The organism is Cytobacillus sp. Bac17, from assembly GCF_024519925.1.
GTDB classification, from domain to species: Bacteria; Bacillota; Bacilli; order Bacillales; family Cytobacillaceae; genus Cytobacillus; species Cytobacillus pseudoceanisediminis.
Genome location: NZ_JALJRC010000004.1, coordinates 160,074 through 174,746 on the forward strand (window position 1 = coordinate 160,074; position 14,673 = coordinate 174,746).

15 protein-coding genes and 1 pseudogene are annotated in these 14,673 nt (G+C 44.0%); 4 read left to right on the forward strand and 12 right to left on the reverse strand.

The genetic code is table 11. The features are described from left to right. Nucleotides 1–2 precede the first annotated feature (2 nt). From dapA to NR125_RS08760, 4 genes are read right to left on the reverse strand one after another with little or no spacing between them, the layout of a single operon-like run. On the reverse strand, nt 3–896 hold the full coding sequence (gene dapA / locus NR125_RS08745; RefSeq protein ID WP_009331831.1) for a 4-hydroxy-tetrahydrodipicolinate synthase: 894 nt from the start codon (nt 894–896) through the stop codon (nt 3–5). 31 nt (nt 897–927) lie between these two features. Next, nucleotides 928–1,881, reverse strand: a complete 954-nt coding sequence (locus tag NR125_RS08750) for a proline racemase family protein (protein ID WP_009331832.1) — start codon at nt 1,879–1,881, stop codon at nt 928–930. Then, the gene (locus NR125_RS08755) at nt 1,878–2,915 is read right to left on the reverse strand and encodes a proline racemase family protein (RefSeq protein WP_071156427.1); all 1,038 of its coding nucleotides are present in this window, start codon (nt 2,913–2,915) and stop codon (nt 1,878–1,880) included. The genes NR125_RS08750 and NR125_RS08755 overlap by 4 nt, the downstream gene beginning before the upstream one ends. Continuing rightward, nucleotides 2,915–4,090 carry an NAD(P)/FAD-dependent oxidoreductase gene (locus tag NR125_RS08760; protein ID WP_009331834.1) on the reverse strand — a complete coding sequence of 392 codons (1,176 nt, stop codon included), beginning with the start codon at nt 4,088–4,090 and terminating at the stop codon, nt 2,915–2,917. Before NR125_RS08760 ends, NR125_RS08755 begins: the two co-directional genes overlap by 1 nt. A 215-nt stretch (nt 4,091–4,305) precedes the next feature. Here NR125_RS08760 and NR125_RS08765 point away from each other — a divergent pair. The 4 genes and pseudogenes from NR125_RS08765 to NR125_RS08780 all read left to right on the forward strand — a co-directional run bounded on the left by NR125_RS08765 (nt 4,306) and on the right by NR125_RS08780 (nt 7,822). Beyond that, nucleotides 4,306–5,994 (forward strand): annotated as a pseudogene (locus NR125_RS08765) (sigma-54 interaction domain-containing protein). Beyond that, nucleotides 5,987–6,262, forward strand: a complete 276-nt coding sequence (locus NR125_RS08770; protein ID WP_009331836.1) for a (2Fe-2S)-binding protein — start codon at nt 5,987–5,989, stop codon at nt 6,260–6,262. Before NR125_RS08765 ends, NR125_RS08770 begins: the two are co-directional and overlap by 8 nt. Further along, a complete protein-coding gene (locus tag NR125_RS08775) occupies nt 6,255–6,587 on the forward strand; it encodes a (2Fe-2S)-binding protein (RefSeq protein ID WP_009331837.1) in 333 nt (110 codons plus the stop codon). The genes NR125_RS08770 and NR125_RS08775 overlap by 8 nt, the downstream gene beginning before the upstream one ends. After that, the gene (locus NR125_RS08780) at nt 6,584–7,822 is read left to right on the forward strand and encodes an NAD(P)/FAD-dependent oxidoreductase (RefSeq protein WP_256815064.1); all 1,239 of its coding nucleotides are present in this window, start codon (nt 6,584–6,586) and stop codon (nt 7,820–7,822) included. Before NR125_RS08775 ends, NR125_RS08780 begins: the two co-directional genes overlap by 4 nt. Before the next feature lie 45 nt (nt 7,823–7,867). Here NR125_RS08780 and hisIE read toward each other — a convergent pair whose 3' ends face one another. The 8 genes from hisIE to NR125_RS08820 all read right to left on the reverse strand — a co-directional run bounded on the left by hisIE (nt 7,868) and on the right by NR125_RS08820 (nt 14,495). Then, nucleotides 7,868–8,512: a bifunctional phosphoribosyl-AMP cyclohydrolase/phosphoribosyl-ATP diphosphatase HisIE gene (hisIE, locus tag NR125_RS08785; RefSeq protein ID WP_019383313.1), complete on the reverse strand. Its 645-nt coding sequence runs from the start codon at nt 8,510–8,512 to the stop codon at nt 7,868–7,870. Beyond that, entirely contained in the window at nt 8,509–9,267 is a 759-nt protein-coding gene (gene hisF / locus NR125_RS08790) for an imidazole glycerol phosphate synthase subunit HisF (protein WP_009331840.1), read from the reverse strand. The genes hisIE and hisF overlap by 4 nt, the downstream gene beginning before the upstream one ends. Beyond that, nucleotides 9,261–9,998: a 1-(5-phosphoribosyl)-5-[(5-phosphoribosylamino)methylideneamino]imidazole-4-carboxamide isomerase gene (hisA, locus tag NR125_RS08795; protein ID WP_256815065.1), complete on the reverse strand. Its 738-nt coding sequence runs from the start codon at nt 9,996–9,998 to the stop codon at nt 9,261–9,263. Before hisA ends, hisF begins: the two co-directional genes overlap by 7 nt. Continuing rightward, nucleotides 9,995–10,633: an imidazole glycerol phosphate synthase subunit HisH gene (hisH, locus tag NR125_RS08800; protein ID WP_009331842.1), complete on the reverse strand. Its 639-nt coding sequence runs from the start codon at nt 10,631–10,633 to the stop codon at nt 9,995–9,997. Before hisH ends, hisA begins: the two co-directional genes overlap by 4 nt. Continuing rightward, on the reverse strand, nt 10,634–11,221 hold the full coding sequence (hisB, locus tag NR125_RS08805) for an imidazoleglycerol-phosphate dehydratase HisB (RefSeq protein ID WP_256815066.1): 588 nt from the start codon (nt 11,219–11,221) through the stop codon (nt 10,634–10,636). A gap of 15 nt (nt 11,222–11,236) precedes the next feature. After that, the gene (hisD, locus tag NR125_RS08810; RefSeq protein WP_256815067.1) at nt 11,237–12,508 is read right to left on the reverse strand and encodes a histidinol dehydrogenase; all 1,272 of its coding nucleotides are present in this window, start codon (nt 12,506–12,508) and stop codon (nt 11,237–11,239) included. 161 nt (nt 12,509–12,669) lie between these two features. Then, complete coding sequence (gene hisG, locus NR125_RS08815; RefSeq protein WP_256815068.1) at nt 12,670–13,314, reverse strand: ATP phosphoribosyltransferase; 645 nt, start codon at nt 13,312–13,314, stop codon at nt 12,670–12,672. Further along, on the reverse strand, nt 13,311–14,495 hold the full coding sequence (locus tag NR125_RS08820; RefSeq protein WP_251264558.1) for an ATP phosphoribosyltransferase regulatory subunit: 1,185 nt from the start codon (nt 14,493–14,495) through the stop codon (nt 13,311–13,313). Before NR125_RS08820 ends, hisG begins: the two co-directional genes overlap by 4 nt. Nucleotides 14,496–14,673 lie beyond the last annotated feature (178 nt).

Genomic DNA, 14,673 nt, shown 5'->3' on the forward strand with positions numbered 1-14,673 from the left:
TTTTAGTTTTTTACTGTCTCTAAACTTGCAAGCAGGTCTTTTAGCTTTTGATCCTCCTCAGGTGATAGGCCTAGACGAGGGTAACGCGCAGGTCCGCCAGCCTGGCCGGTTAATTCCATGGCTCTCTTCACAATTTGCACATACTTTCCAGATCCTTCAAGGAACGCGCACAGTGGTAAAATACGATCATTGATTGACCAAGCTTCTTCTAACTCACCGTTTTGGAAATGGTTATACATGTCTGTAACCAGCTTTGGCACAATATTTCCTGCAACAGAAATCCACCCGGTTGCTCCAACTAAGTAAGACTCCATTACAAGCTCTTCAGCACCGCAGAATACTTCAAAGTCTCCTTTTCCTTTTCTTGCAAGATCTCTTACCTTGCCAATTTCACCGCTTGATTCCTTAATGTGAGTTACATTTTTACAATCCTTGCCAATTTGAAGCATTAAATCTGCGCTCATATTAACGCCAGAAGTAAATGGGTTGTTATAAAGCATGATTGGAAGATTAACACTGCCAGATACTTCTTTAAAATGATGGTAGATTTCATTTTCCTTTGGCTTCATGTAAAAAGGGTTAATGATTAGAGCACAATCCGCTCCATGTACTTCAGCTTGCTTTGTATACTCGATTGTTTCCCTTGTTGTTTCAGCAGCTGTCCCCACAATAACAGGGATGCGGCCGCTTACTTCCTTCATAACAGTTTCTACCATCTGGAATTTTTCTTCTCTTGATAGACTGACAAATTCACCAGTACTCCCATTGATGACGATACCTGCCACACCTTGATCCACAAAGTAATTAACATTATTCTTTACACCGCCCCAATCAATCTCCTGCTCCTGTGTCATTGGTGTAATTAATACTGGATAAGCTCCTCTAATTCTAGTCATTTTAATTTTCCTCCCTATAATTAATAGTTTTTTATTTTAATAAAAACCCTGCGAATAATGGATCTGTCGGGTCTAATACATATGTCTGCATACCCGTAATAAATCCGCGGGCTGAAAAACTAAACTCGTAACTGGTTTCAATTTGTGCTGAATACTCGGCTCTTAATTTACCTTTGAAAAGGCTTTCATTTTCAATTGGGCTGCCTGCAGATATATCGCCATTCCTTAATAAATAGCTACTGCAGGCAGCCAGAGTGCCAAATCCCGGAGAACGCACAATATAACGATCCGGACGGAAGGTTACCGTTTTGATTTTGCCTTCACTTTTTTGCGAATGATCCAGCAATATCACTCTGCTGAAAGCATATTTGCCTTCTAATGCTTCAATCGTCTTTTGCCCCCATTGATTAATAACTGGAAGGTTCTCCATCTCAATCTCAAAAGGCAGCTCTGCTTTATCAAAAATGGCATAAATATGATCGGCTTGGACTAGAGATACTTCGGTATTTAAATCAAAATAAGACACCGGCGCATTGACCTGTACAACCTGGCAAGGCCCGCTTTTTAACTTAACTGATTTCACTTCACCGTCTTTAATTGCTGCAGTAACAGAAACAACACCGTTAATTGTTTCAATTCTGTATACATTTGAAGGCCTGGCCTTTAATTGGCCGCACTCTAACAATGCGGTTATGACAGCAACAATTCCGCCATATTGCATCGGAACGGTTCCGTAATGATCGAAAAAGATTACAGCTGCATCGGCATCGCTTTTAAAAGGCGGGACGATCAAACAACCCATTAATCCAGCAAATCCGCGGGGCTCATTTAATAGAAGTTTAATTTCCTCCTGATAGGCAAGCGAAAACTGCTCATTCAGCTCCTGTATACTTTGATAATGAACAAATGGTCCATCCTTAACAATACGATAAGCCTGACCTGCTACGTGTACATCGGTTGCTGTATACGTCTTTTGAATTATCATTTCACATCCTCCATTTCATGTTTCATTGGGGGAATAAGTAAGAAGCCTTCTTTAAGCGGATCCTCCTCGTTATAAAAGAACCGGTGCATTCCCATTAGCCATGCTGAACCAGTGATTCTTGTAATAACAGCCTCCACACCCAGAACATCTGCTGTTTCAAGGACTTCTCCGCGGAATAAAGAGCCGACAATACTCTCATGTACAAATTCTTCTTTGATACCAATCTCCTTTTTGGCATAGAGGACAGATAATTTGGCCGAAGTACCTGTACCGCATGGTGAACGATCAATCCCGCCTGGAGGGACAACAACTGTATTTTTTACATCAGCTTCTTCATGGGTTGGCACAGTGAAAAATTCAATATGGGTCAAACCGCGAATAAATGGATATTGCGGATGAATGACATCCGTTTTTTCGTTAATTGTATTCCTAATTTTGATAGCTTTTTCAATGATTGTTGAAGCATTCTCCGGTGTCAGTTCTAATCCAACAGATTGGGCATTAATGATTCCATAGAAGTTGCCCCCATAAGCAATGTCTGCATCAACGGTTCCGATTCCCTCAACTTCAACAGAGACACTCTTTAACAGGAACGCAGGGACATTACAGAAGGAAACCTCTTTTGCTTTACCGTTCTCTACCTTAATCTCTGCCTTAACAAGACCTGCTGGTGTATCAATCCTGATGGTAGTAACTGGCTCCTGAACAGGGAATAGCCCTGCTTCCACTAATGCTGTACAAACTCCGATTGTGTCATGGCCGCACATTGGCAAATATCCGCCGGTTTCGATATATATAACACCGATATCTGCTTCCGGATGACATGGATCTGTTAAAAGTACTCCTGACATTACATCATGCCCTCTTGGTTCATTCATCAGGAGCTTACGAATCCAATCATATTCCTTTTGCATATGAAGCATTTTTTCGGACATTGTCGCTCCTTTTAGTACTGGGAGTCCACTAATCAATGTCCTTGTCGGATTTCCGCCCGTGTGTGTATCAATGGTTGTAAAAACCCGATTTGCTTTCATCAGCTCCTCACCCTTTCCTTAAATCGAGAAAATCTCAGCGGTTCAATTGGGATGCAAGTTTCCTTTTCATTAAGCATTTCCTCTATCACTTTTCCAGTAACAGCGGCAAGGCTAATTCCGTCTCCCTCATGACCGGCTGCAATATAATAGTTAGGAATTCCTTCCACTTCTGACACAATTGGCAAGTGATCCTCCGTCCAGGGCCGTAAGCCAGCATAAGTACGTATGACCATCATGTCAGCCATTTTCGGATAGAATCTAATGGCCCTATTGGCAATGCATTTAATAATTTCATTATTGATTTTTGTATTAAACCCAACAAATTCACGGCTGCTTCCAATCAGGAAGTTTTGACTTTCAGTCGGTTCAAAAACAAGTGCTACTCCGTATTTTTCAGTAATCGGGTCAACCTGGCGCTTGCCGCCAAATTTTGATATTAAATAGCCAAATTCCATGACTTTTCTTGGCCCAACAAAATCCTGGCGTGATGCGACCATAATGTGGCCTTTTCTTGGTTTAATTGGAATAGACAAGTCCAGCATCTCACCGATATATGGAGCCCATACACCTGCCGCATTAATGACATAGTTAGCGGTGAAGGTCCCATTGGATGTTTCAACGCTAAATGTACCGTCCGTCTTCCTTCTCATTCCGGTAACCTCAGTTTGTTTATGGGCTTTAGCACCCATCTCCTTTGCCCCCTCAAGAAGGTTAAAGGCAAGTAGATATGGATTGACTGTAGAATCTGTTGCACACTCTAAGCCGCCTAATAAATCATCAGCAAAATACTTGGAGTCTTGGCGGATGTCCTGTCTGTCCAGCATCCTGAACGGCAAGCCGGCCTCACTCTGACGGTCAACCCACTTTTGTGCTGCTTCCATTTCTTCTTCTGTCTCGCATACAAGGATGCTTCCGGGAGCCCGATATTCAAAAGGCTGTTTCAATTCTCTGCTTAATTCATCTACTAATTTCTGACTGACAAGTGACATTTGACTATCGAAGCCAGGATCTTTATCAATAGCTAAAATATTTCCGTCACAGCGGGAAGACGTGCCACTGACAAATTCACCTTTTTCAATAACTGTTACATTTCTTCCAGATTTAGAAGTATAATAGGCAATTGCACAGCCTATGATTCCCCCGCCTATAACCAAAACGTCACAATGATATTTCACAAAACCAACTTCCCTTCGTCTTGTTACATCATTTTATTAATGCAAATAACATGCCAACTTTTTATATCTTACGCAAAAATAAGAACCTTCTAATAATTTTGCTGCTAACCCAAATATAGATTTTTTTGACCTGTTCTTAATTGTCAAAAAATTTGATAAAATAGTGTATAAAATATTGAACAGTGTATAAAAAATTTTACATTCAGGAGGCTGTCATGTTTGAATTACCATCAGTCAAAGAAATAATTGAAAGTAATTTTATCTGTCTGAACCAAGTTGATAATGAAGGCGCTTTACCAAAAGTTTATTTGGATGATTCCTTTGCTGCATTAGCTGATGCCTGCAAGCGCTATGCAGCCGTTGCCGTTGTAAATTCAGGCGGCCAAGTACTCGGCTGCATCACAAATGAACAAATCATTGATTTTTTGTATGATTCCTACAATCAATTAAAGGCTTTCTATGATGCTGTCATCAAAACATCGGACGCTTCAGTCACAGTGATTGATGCTGATGAACGTGTCCGCACATGGACCGAGGGAGCTGAAAAAATTTTCTCTGTAAAAAAAGATGAGATTGTGGGCAAACCAATAATAGAATTCTTTGAACATCAGAATCTGCAAATCTTAGAATCCTTATACAAAGGAAAGAGAATACAAGGAAAGCATCACCAGCCAAGATCTGATCTCTTTGTCCTAATAAATTCAAACCCTGTTTACTTTAATGGACGCATTATCGGGGCAGTTGTGTCGGAAACTGATGTGACAAGCCAGGTTGTTCTTAATGAAAAATTATTTAATATGTCGACTGAGGTTCATCGTTTAGAACAGGAGATGGCGAAATACAGACCTTCAGATACATTAAAGGGAAAAGCGCTGTGATGGAAAAGACGGTGCAAATGGCAAAAAAGGTGTGCTCTGTCCGATCAACTGTATTGATCTTAGGAGAAAGCGGAGTCGGCAAGGAGGTCTTTGCCAAATCCATTCATGAGGCAACTGAAGGACCTGAAGCACCATTTATTTCAATTAACTGCGGTGCTATTCCAGCTTCATTATTTGAAAGCGAATTATTTGGCTATGAACGCGGCGCCTTTTCCGGTGCAGATCATAGAGGAAAAAAAGGAAAAATTGAGCTTGCTAAAGGGGGCACTCTTTTTCTGGATGAAATTGGTGAAATGCCTTTAGAAATGCAGGTCAAGATGCTTCGTGTGCTTCAAGAAAGAAAATATTACAAGGTTGGCGGTGAAAAAGAAATTGAGGCTAATTTCCGGGTAATTGCTGCAACAAATAGGGATTTAAAAGAATTAATAAAAGAAGGCCAATTCCGGGAGGATTTATATTATCGGCTAAATGTTGTCAGTTTAAAAATTCCTCCTTTAAAAGAACGCTGTGAAGATATCGTTGAACTAATTCATTACTTTTTAAATGATTTTTCACTGCGCTATCAGCGGCCGATCCATCATTTTTCACAGGAAGTTATGCAAGAGATGCTTCAATATGATTGGCCGGGCAATGTTCGGGAGCTGCGTAATGTCGTTGAACGTCTGGTTGTTTTTGCAACAGATGGAGTCATTCGAAAAGAATATTTGCCATTTCACTCAGCAATGAGCTATTCAGCTGTATCTGATACTGACCTTCAGGAAAACAACATAGAAATGAAAACGGTCATTGTGCCTCTTCAGGAGGAAATGGACCAGCACGAAAAGAAGGTACTCGAAAAAGCATTGGCATTAACCAGCGGCAACAAATTAGAATGCTCGAAAAAACTGGGAATCACCCGGGCGACCCTTTACAATCGTCTAAAACGTCTTGGCTTAAGCTAATTTGAAATACTGGCTTCAAAGTTGGTACGATTTTTGCATTATATTTTTACATATACCTGAAGAGGAGGGATTACCAAATGAATAACAACGAGGCACTTATGATCTGTCGTTGTGAAGAGGTTACCTATGGGCAGCTTTTCGCAACAGCAAAAGAACATCAATGTACATCCAGGGAACTGAAGCTTAGAACAAGAGCTGGAATGGGGTTTTGTGGGGGACGCACTTGCAGGGTCATGGTCGATCGGATTATTGAAAGTGTCGTACCTAATACAGGAGAAGGTGAAATTCCTTTAAAATATCAGCCTCCAATTCGCCCTGTAACTTTTGGAACGGCAGGTGAAAAGAATGACTAGAATTATAGATCATCCGGTTTTAGGAAAATTAGATGATAGAAAAAAGATTCCATTCACTTTTGATGGGGAAGTATATGAAGCATTTGAAACTGAAACAATCGCGGCAGCTCTGCTGGCAAACGGTGTGAGAACACTGCGTGTTCATGAGGAAAGTGGAACACCAAGAGGGTTTTATTGCAATATCGGCCACTGTATGGAATGCCGTGTAAATGTTAATGGGCAGGCCAATATAAGAGCCTGTTTAACTGTTGTGAAGGAGAATATGGTTGTTGAAAGAGGAAAACAGCATCCTAATATTGTTAAAAGGATGGTGGAGAATCTATGATAGATGTAATCGTTATTGGAGCTGGACCAGCCGGTTTAGCTGGTGCCATAACCTGTGCTGAATACGGCTTAAAAGTTACCGTCATTGATGAATTTGTCAGGCCAGGCGGAAGATTAATCGGTCAATTGCACCAGGAACCGTCTGGAGAATGGTGGAATGGAATAAAAGAATCCACTCGTATGCATAACGAAGCACAGAAACTCTCTGTAGATATCCGCTGCGGCGTTTCTGTATATAACCTTGAAAAAGATAAGGATTGCTGGAATGTTCATACTAATATAGGAACACTGATAGCTCCTTATGTGCTGGTAGCAACTGGTGCAGCTGAGTTCCCTATTCCTGTGCCAGGCTGGACTCTTCCAGGAGTTATGTCCATTGGGGCTGCACAGGTCATGACGAATGTTCATCGTGTCGAGGTTGGCAAAAAGGGCATAATCATTGGTGCTAACATTCTAGCATTTGCGATTTTAAACGAGCTCCAAATAGCCGGAATTAATGTGGAACATATTGTACTGCCAGAAAAGAGTCCGCTTAGCCAAAAAGCGGGAGAACCTGAGGAAGTCTTGAAGTCACTTCTAAATGCTGCCCATCTTGCCCCGTCACCCATTTTGCGGCTGGGCAGTCGCTTTATGAAAAATAGAGGATTCCGCAAATTAGGGATGAAATTTTATCCTAAAAGCGGCGTTAAGGTGAATGGAACACCATTGCAGCTTAGAAAAGCAGCACTTGAAATTCTTGGAAAGGATCAGGTAGAAGGCGTACTCACTGCAGAAATAGATGTGAATGGTAACGTAATCAAAGGTACAGAAAAAATTTACGAAGCAGATTTCGTGTGTATCGCAGGCGGCTTGTATCCGTTAGCAGAGCTTACAGCAGTTGCCGGCTGCCCATTCCAATACGTTCCAGAACTTGGGGGACATGTTCCGCTTCATTCTGAAAAAATGGAAACTCCGCTCGAAGGATTATTTGTTGCCGGGAATATCACCGGCATTGAAAGCGGAAAAATCGCCATGGCCCAAGGAACAACAGCAGGCATTTCGATTGCTAAACACGCTGGAAAAGGCAGCACCGACATCAACAAGAAGCTTGAACAGGCATTGAAAAATGTTCATGCTGTCCGTCAAAACGCTGCCATCCAATTCAACCCTGAAATTGCAAACGGCCGGAGGAAAATCTATGAACTTTGGGAGGATCTTTATGGGAAAGAACAGGATTCTTTAAAGGAGATAGGATAAAATGTAATGATCCAATAGCAAATGTTCGTAAAAAAACCGCCCTCCCTATTCGGAGGCCGGTTCGCTTTTCTTGTCATGCCGTTTATTCAGTATTTTTAATACCTCATTAAAAGGCAGTTCCTGCTCCCGCAGCAGCACCATCAAATGATAAATCAGGTCGGCTGCTTCCCATTTCAGTTCGTCCTTATCACGGTTTTTCGCAGCGATGATGACTTCTGCGGATTCTTCGCCGACCTTCTTCAGGATTTTATCCACGCCCTTTTCAAAAAGATATGTCGTGTATGCTCCTTCAGGGCGTGTCTTTTCCCGTTCTTCAATGACCTTTTCAAGTGTATAAAGGATTTCGTACTCAGATAAGCCGCCTGACCCTTCCCCGTATACTCTTTCCTCAAAGCAGCTGACTGTTCCATTGTGGCAGGCAGGACCTGCTGGTTCAACCATAACCACAATCGCATCCTGATCACAGTCAAGCTTCATTTCAACAATTTTCTGTGTGTTGCCGCTTGTTGCCCCTTTGTGCCAAAGCTCATTGCGGGAACGGCTGAAAAACCAGGTCTCACCTGTTTCCGCCGATTTTAAAAGGGATTCCCGATTCATATATGCTAACGTTAATACTTCTTTTGTTTTTGCATCCTGTACAACTGCAGGGATCAGTCCCTTTTCATCGAACTTTACACTTTCAATATTCATCGGACAACCACCCCTTTTTCCTCAATATATGACTTTACTTCTGCAACAGACGTTTCTTTATAGTGAAAAATCGATGCAGCCAATGCGGCATCCGCTTTTCCATCGATAAATGCTTCAGCAAAGTGATCAGCATTTCCGGCACCGCCTGAAGCAATTACCGGAATCGAAACCGCCTCGCTGACTGCTTTTGTCAGCTTAATATCGAAGCCTTTTTTCTCACCGTCTGAGTCCATGCTTGTGAGTAAAATTTCTCCGGCCCCGCGCTCCGCTGCTTCATGGGCCCAAGCGATGACCTCAAGGTCAGTCGGTGTCCGTCCGCCATGTGTGTACACGCGCCAGGAACCAAGGTCTTCATCGTATTTTGCATCAATCGCAACAACGATGCACTGTGATCCGAAAAAATTTGCCCCTTCTGTAATTAAATCAGGATTGTTTACGGCAGCTGTATTGAGAGAAACCTTATCAGCCCCTGCCCGCAAAATTCGTTTCATATCTTCCAGCGCGTTAATCCCGCCGCCGACTGTAAATGGAATGGCAAGCTCAGACGCAACAGCCTTTACAACCTCAACCATAGTTTTCCGACCTTCATGTGAAGCGGAGATATCGAGGAAGACCAGCTCGTCAGCTCCCTGCTCATCATAAAATCGGGCAAGCTCAACCGGATCTCCGGCATCACGCAGCTGCACGAATTGGACCCCTTTTACCACACGGCCGTCTTTTACATCCAGACAGGGAACGATGCGTTTCGTCAGCATGATTCCTTCACCTCTTTCAGAGCTTCCGCTACGGTAAAACGGCCTTCATAAATGGCCTTTCCGACAATGGCGCCAGTAACACCTTCTGAAGAATACTCCCGCAGCTTCGCCAAATCAGCCAGCTGGCTGACGCCGCCAGATGCAATGACACTTTTTCCGGTTTCCCCTGCAAGCAGACGAACAGCTTCAATATTTGGCCCCGATAGCATTCCGTCTGTTGCGATATCTGTAAAAATAAAAGCTTCCGCACCTGCGTCGGCAAATCGCCTTCCTAAGTCAACTGCCCTCACTTCAGACGTTTCCAGCCAGCCATGTGTGGCCACAAAGCCATTTTTCGCATCAAGGCCGACTGCAATGGCTTTGCCGTATTTGCGGATCATTTCAATAGCAAACTCAGGATTGGAGACGGCGATGCTTCCAATGATTACGCGTGTTACGCCATTATCCAGATAATGCAGGATGTCTTCTTCCGTACGGATTCCCCCGCCGATCTGGACGGAGGCGCCAAGTTCGCGGGAAGCCTGAATGACATATTGATCATTAACCCGCTTCCCATCCTTTGCCCCGTCTAGATCTACCATATGAATCCAGTCTGCTCCTTCATCAGCAAACTTTTTGGCCATATCAAACGGAGAGTCGCCATACACCGTTTCCTTATCGTAATCCCCCTGCAGCAGCCGGACGCACTTGCCGCCTCTCATATCGATTGCCGGATAGATCGTAAAACTCATTTCACAGACATCCTTTCTTCAACCAGCTCGGTAAAATTGCGTAAAAGCGCCATGCCGAGCGAACTGCTTTTTTCAGGGTGGAACTGCATGCCGAACACATTGCCCCTTCCGGCAACTGCCGGCACTTCTACATCATACATACTTCTGCTGATAACAACTTCTCTATCATCTGTATCTACAAAGTAGGAGTGGACGAAATAGACATAATCTTCATTAAGTCCTTTTAAAATTGGCGAACCCTGTAAGAATTCAAGACGGTTCCAGCCCATATGCGGAACTTTATACGTTTCGCCTTCTGCTGTTGCACCGGGAAAACGCCTCACATGGCCAGGGAGAAGCTTCAGGCCTTCCGTCATGCCATTCTCCTCACTGCTCTCAAATAAAAGCTGCATGCCAAGGCAAATGCCAAGAAGCGGCTTGCCTGTATCAGCAAACTCCTTTACCAGATCTGCCAGACCTGTAGAATTTAAGATGGTCATGGCATCTTTGAAAGAGCCGACACCCGGCAGAATTAAGGCGTCTGCTTTAAGGAGCTCGTCTTTATTTTCAGAAAGGAAATAAGGAACCTCCAACCGTTCAAGCGCTTTACTGACACTGAACAAATTCCCCATTCCGTAATCGATGATGCCGATCATTTACAACATCCCTTTCGTTGATGGAACTCCCTTAATCCTTGGATCAATCGTTGTTGCCTCATCAAGCGCACGAGCGAGTGCTTTGAAAATCGCTTCGATAATGTGATGTGTATTCTGTCCATAGTGGACGATGACATGCAGGTTCATTCTGGCTTCAAGTGCAAGTTTCCAAAGAAACTCGTGAACAAGCTCGGTATCAAATGTACCGACTTTTTGGCTCGGGAAGTCGGCACGCATCTCCAAGTGAGGGCGGTTGCTGAGGTCAACTGTAACTTGAGCCAATGCTTCGTCCATCGGAACGAAGGCATTTCCATAGCGCTTAATGCCTTTCTTATCGCCTAAAGCGTCCTTCAGTACCTGGCCTAAGCAGATGCCAATGTCCTCTGTTGTGTGGTGATCATCCACGTCTGTATCGCCATTCGCAACGATGTTCAAGTCAAATTGTCCGTGCTTGGCAAACAGGTCCAGCATATGCGTCATAAAAGGCACGCCTGTTTCCAGATCGCTTTTGCCTTCGCCGTCTATATTTAAGGATAGAGTGATATTCGTTTCATTGGTTTTACGTGAAATTTCAGCAGTTCTGGCCATGATTATTCCTCCAGCTTATTTTCTTAGTCTTGTTTCAATGGATCTGGCATGGGCTTCAAGGCCTTCCAGACGCGCAAAGGCCGCTATTTTTTCGCCATTATCCTTTAATGCTTTTTCACTGTATAAAAGAATACTTGATTTCTTTTGAAAATCCTCCACATTAAGCGGGCTTGAGAAACGGGCCGTTCCGTTTGTCGGCAGGACGTGGTTCGGGCCGGCAAAATAGTCACCGACCGGTTCAGGGCTAAACCTCCCGAGGAAAATTGCTCCAGCGTGACGAATCCGTCCGAGAAGCTCCATCGGATTCTCCGTTAAAATCTCCAGATGCTCAGGAGCCAGACTATTCACCGTTTCAATAGCTTCATCCATGTTTTCCGCCACATAGACAGCACCATAGTTTTCGATTGATTGAAAGGCAATTTGCTGCCTTGGCAGCTCAGCCAGCTGGCGGTCCACTTCTCTTGAGACCTGCGCTGCAAGCGCTGATGATGGTGTCACAAGGATTGCACTTGCCATAGGGTCGTGTTCGGCCTGTGATAAAAGATCTGAAGCCACTTCATCTGCGTGTGCCGTATCATCTGCTAAAATCGCAATCTCACTGGGGCCTGCGATCATATCAATATCAACGTCCCCGAAAACCTCACGCTTTGCAAGAGCGACAAAGATATTTCCAGGACCTGTAATTTTATCAACAGGAGCTATCGTTTCCGTTCCATATGCAAGAGCGGCAATTGCCTGAGCACCGCCTGCTTTATAGATTTCTTCTGCCCCCGCAATTTTGGCCGCAGCAAGGACCGCAGGAGGCAGCTTTCCAGTCTTTTTATCAGGAGGAGAGGTAATGACGATCCGTTTGACGCCCGCAACTTTTGCCGGGATCACATTCATAAGTACTGATGATGGATAGGCAGCCGTACCGCCTGGGACATACAGGCCGACTGAATCAAGCGGTGTGATCTTTTGGCCAAGCACTGTCCCGTTTTCTTCTGTTGTCATCCAGGAAGGACGCAGCTGCTTTTCATGAAAAGACCGGATATTCTCGGCAGCTTCTTTAATGATCTCCAGGATTTTTCCATCCACTTGACTAAAAGCTTCCTCTATTTCAGCCTGCGATACCTTGAAATCATCCAGGGATATGCCATCAAATTTTTCTGTGTAATCTTTTAATGCCTGATCTCCGTTTTGGCGGACTGATTCAATAATACCTTTTACAATCGCCCGCTGTTCTTCTGTTCCGTTATCAACAGACCGTTTAATTGAATTCTGGTCATTTACTTTTAAAATTTTCATAGACCTCTACATCCTTTATCGCAGATTAACGGGCAGTAATATCCCTACCTTATATTTTCAATCAAGACCTAATTAGAATCAGGTAGGGATAAACTGCCCATAAAGGCCCGATTGGTTCAACTAACCATCAGTGGAAGAACACCACTGATGGAAGTTTCACTTTAAGAACGAATTTCTTCTCCAGCTATTACTTCCGTAAGACGTCCAACCAGCTCGCTTATGCGTTCATCCTTCATGCGGTAGCTGACAGGATTGACAATCAATCTTGAAGTGATGCCGACGATGGTTTCGTATTCAACGAGCCCGTTCTCTTTTAGCGTTCGGCCGGTTGATACGATGTCCACGATCCGGTCTGCCAGCCCGATCATAGGCGCAAGCTCTATGGAACCGTTCAATTTAATGATCTCCACCTGCTCCCCCTGCTCACGGAAATACGCTGCCGCAATCTGCGGATACTTCGTTGCAATTTTAGGAGCAACATCCTTCAGCCTGGTATTTGGCAGTCCTGCAACCGCGAGATAGCAGGCGCTGATCTTTAAATCAAGAAGCTCGTAAACATCCCGCTCTTCTTCAAGCATTACATCCTTCCCCGCAATCCCAAGGTCTGCCACACCATGCTCTACATAAGTTGGCACATCCATCGGCTTTGCAAGGATAAAGCGAAAATTCTCTTCCGGTACATCTATAATCAATTTACGTGAATCATCAAATTCCGGAGGCAATTGAAAGCCTGCCCGGCGGAGCAATTCAGCCGCTTCTTCAAAAATGCGGCCCTTTGGCATCGCAATCGTTAAAACACCACTCATTTTATGCTCTCCTTTCCAGCTTTTCCGACTAAAAAGGTAATATCCTCATATTGGCTGGTGCAGGCATCGATGTCCTTGACACCGCTAATATCCTGCAGAACCACTTTCTTTCCGGCAGAACGTTCCTTCTTCGCAAAATCGAATGCCTCTTTGCGGCGTTCCGGACTGTATAGAACGCAGTACACAGGTTCAGCCGCATTGCTGTCTTCCAGAGCCTCAAGCAGGCGGTCCATTCTGATGGCAAAGCCGGTTGCTCCCGTATCTTTTCCGAACTTTTGGAGCAGCAGATCATAGCGGCCGCCATTTCCGATCGGGAAACCAACATTTTCTGCATATACCTCAAAAAGAATGCCCGTGTAGTAGCTCATATGGCTGACGAGCGTTAAATCAAATTTAACTGTCCCTTCCTGGCCGTAGTCCTGCATAATGCCCCAAAGCTGTTCGAGCTCGGCTAATGCTTTTTTTCCTGTGCCGTTTTCCAGAAGGCCATAAGCAATCTCAATGACTTCTTCCCCGCCTCTTAATTTAAGGAAATCGAGAAGCCTTTGTTTATCAATGGATGAAAGAGCCAGGCTCTTAACATGTTCTCTGTACCCGACATAATTTTTCTCATATAAAAATCTTGTCAGGTTTTCCACTCTTTCTTCCGTTCCTAAAATCTGCTGGAAGAAGTCCCGGACAAAACCGATGTGGCCGGCGGAAAGCTGGAAGTTCTGAAGACCAGCTTCTTTTAAAGCAGAGATCATCATCGCCATCCCTTCGCCATCCGCACTGATCGTATGGTCGCCAATGCATTCAACACCGATCTGCTCAAACTCAGCTGGCCTGCCGCCCTCCCGCTGCTGGGCACGGTATACATTGGCAGAATATGCAAGCCTGATCGGCAGCTCGTCTTTTAAAAGACGGGATGCTGCCACCCTTGCGATCGGCGCTGTCATATCCGGCCGCAGCACAAGGGTATGGCCCTGCTGATCAAGCAGCTTGAACAGCTGCTGATCAAGTATTGCTGATGCCGCTCCAACTGTTTCGTAGTATTCGAGTGCAGGCGTTTCGATAAACTGATAGCCCCACCGTTTCATTTCCTCCTGGATGGATGACCGGATTGCTGCCTTTCTTTCATATAAATCTGGTAATGTATCTCTCATGCCTAACGGCTTTTCAAACATAAATAATCGGCTCAAAAGTATTCACCTCTATGACTTAAAAATTCCGAATCCTTTAGTTCGCTAATATGGTAGCAAATTGAAGTTATATGTAGTTTAACGCGCAAATTCTATGCCGTCAACCAAAAGAATCAGAAAAATAAAAAAGACTCCCTTTTTTTAAAAACGAGCTTTCATATAGTTTGTACTTTTTTGG

Bases quoted from the DNA above. Each gene is read 5' to 3' on its own strand.
- NR125_RS08780 (WP_256815064.1), top strand. From the start codon at position 6,584: ATGATAGATGTAATCGTTATTGGAGCTGGACCAGCCGGTTTAGCTGGT.
- hisIE (WP_019383313.1), bottom strand. From the start codon at position 8,512: ATGAATATTGAAAGTGTAAAGTTCGATGAAAAGGGACTGATCCCTGCA.
- hisB (WP_256815066.1), bottom strand. From the start codon at position 11,221: ATGGCCAGAACTGCTGAAATTTCACGTAAAACCAATGAAACGAATATC.
- hisH (WP_009331842.1), bottom strand. From the start codon at position 10,633: ATGATCGGCATCATCGATTACGGAATGGGGAATTTGTTCAGTGTCAGT.
- hisF (WP_009331840.1), bottom strand. From the start codon at position 9,267: ATGCTGACGAAACGCATCGTTCCCTGTCTGGATGTAAAAGACGGCCGT.
- hisA (WP_256815065.1), bottom strand. From the start codon at position 9,998: ATGAGTTTTACGATCTATCCGGCAATCGATATGAGAGGCGGCAAGTGC.
- dapA (WP_009331831.1), bottom strand. From the start codon at position 896: ATGACTAGAATTAGAGGAGCTTATCCAGTATTAATTACACCAATGACA.
- NR125_RS08755 (WP_071156427.1), bottom strand. From the start codon at position 2,915: ATGAAAGCAAATCGGGTTTTTACAACCATTGATACACACACGGGCGGA.
- hisD (WP_256815067.1), bottom strand. From the start codon at position 12,508: ATGAAAATTTTAAAAGTAAATGACCAGAATTCAATTAAACGGTCTGTT.
- hisG (WP_256815068.1), bottom strand. From the start codon at position 13,314: ATGAGTGGTGTTTTAACGATTGCGATGCCAAAGGGCCGCATTTTTGAA.
- NR125_RS08770 (WP_009331836.1), top strand. From the start codon at position 5,987: ATGAATAACAACGAGGCACTTATGATCTGTCGTTGTGAAGAGGTTACC.
- NR125_RS08775 (WP_009331837.1), top strand. From the start codon at position 6,255: ATGACTAGAATTATAGATCATCCGGTTTTAGGAAAATTAGATGATAGA.
- NR125_RS08750 (WP_009331832.1), bottom strand. From the start codon at position 1,881: ATGATAATTCAAAAGACGTATACAGCAACCGATGTACACGTAGCAGGT.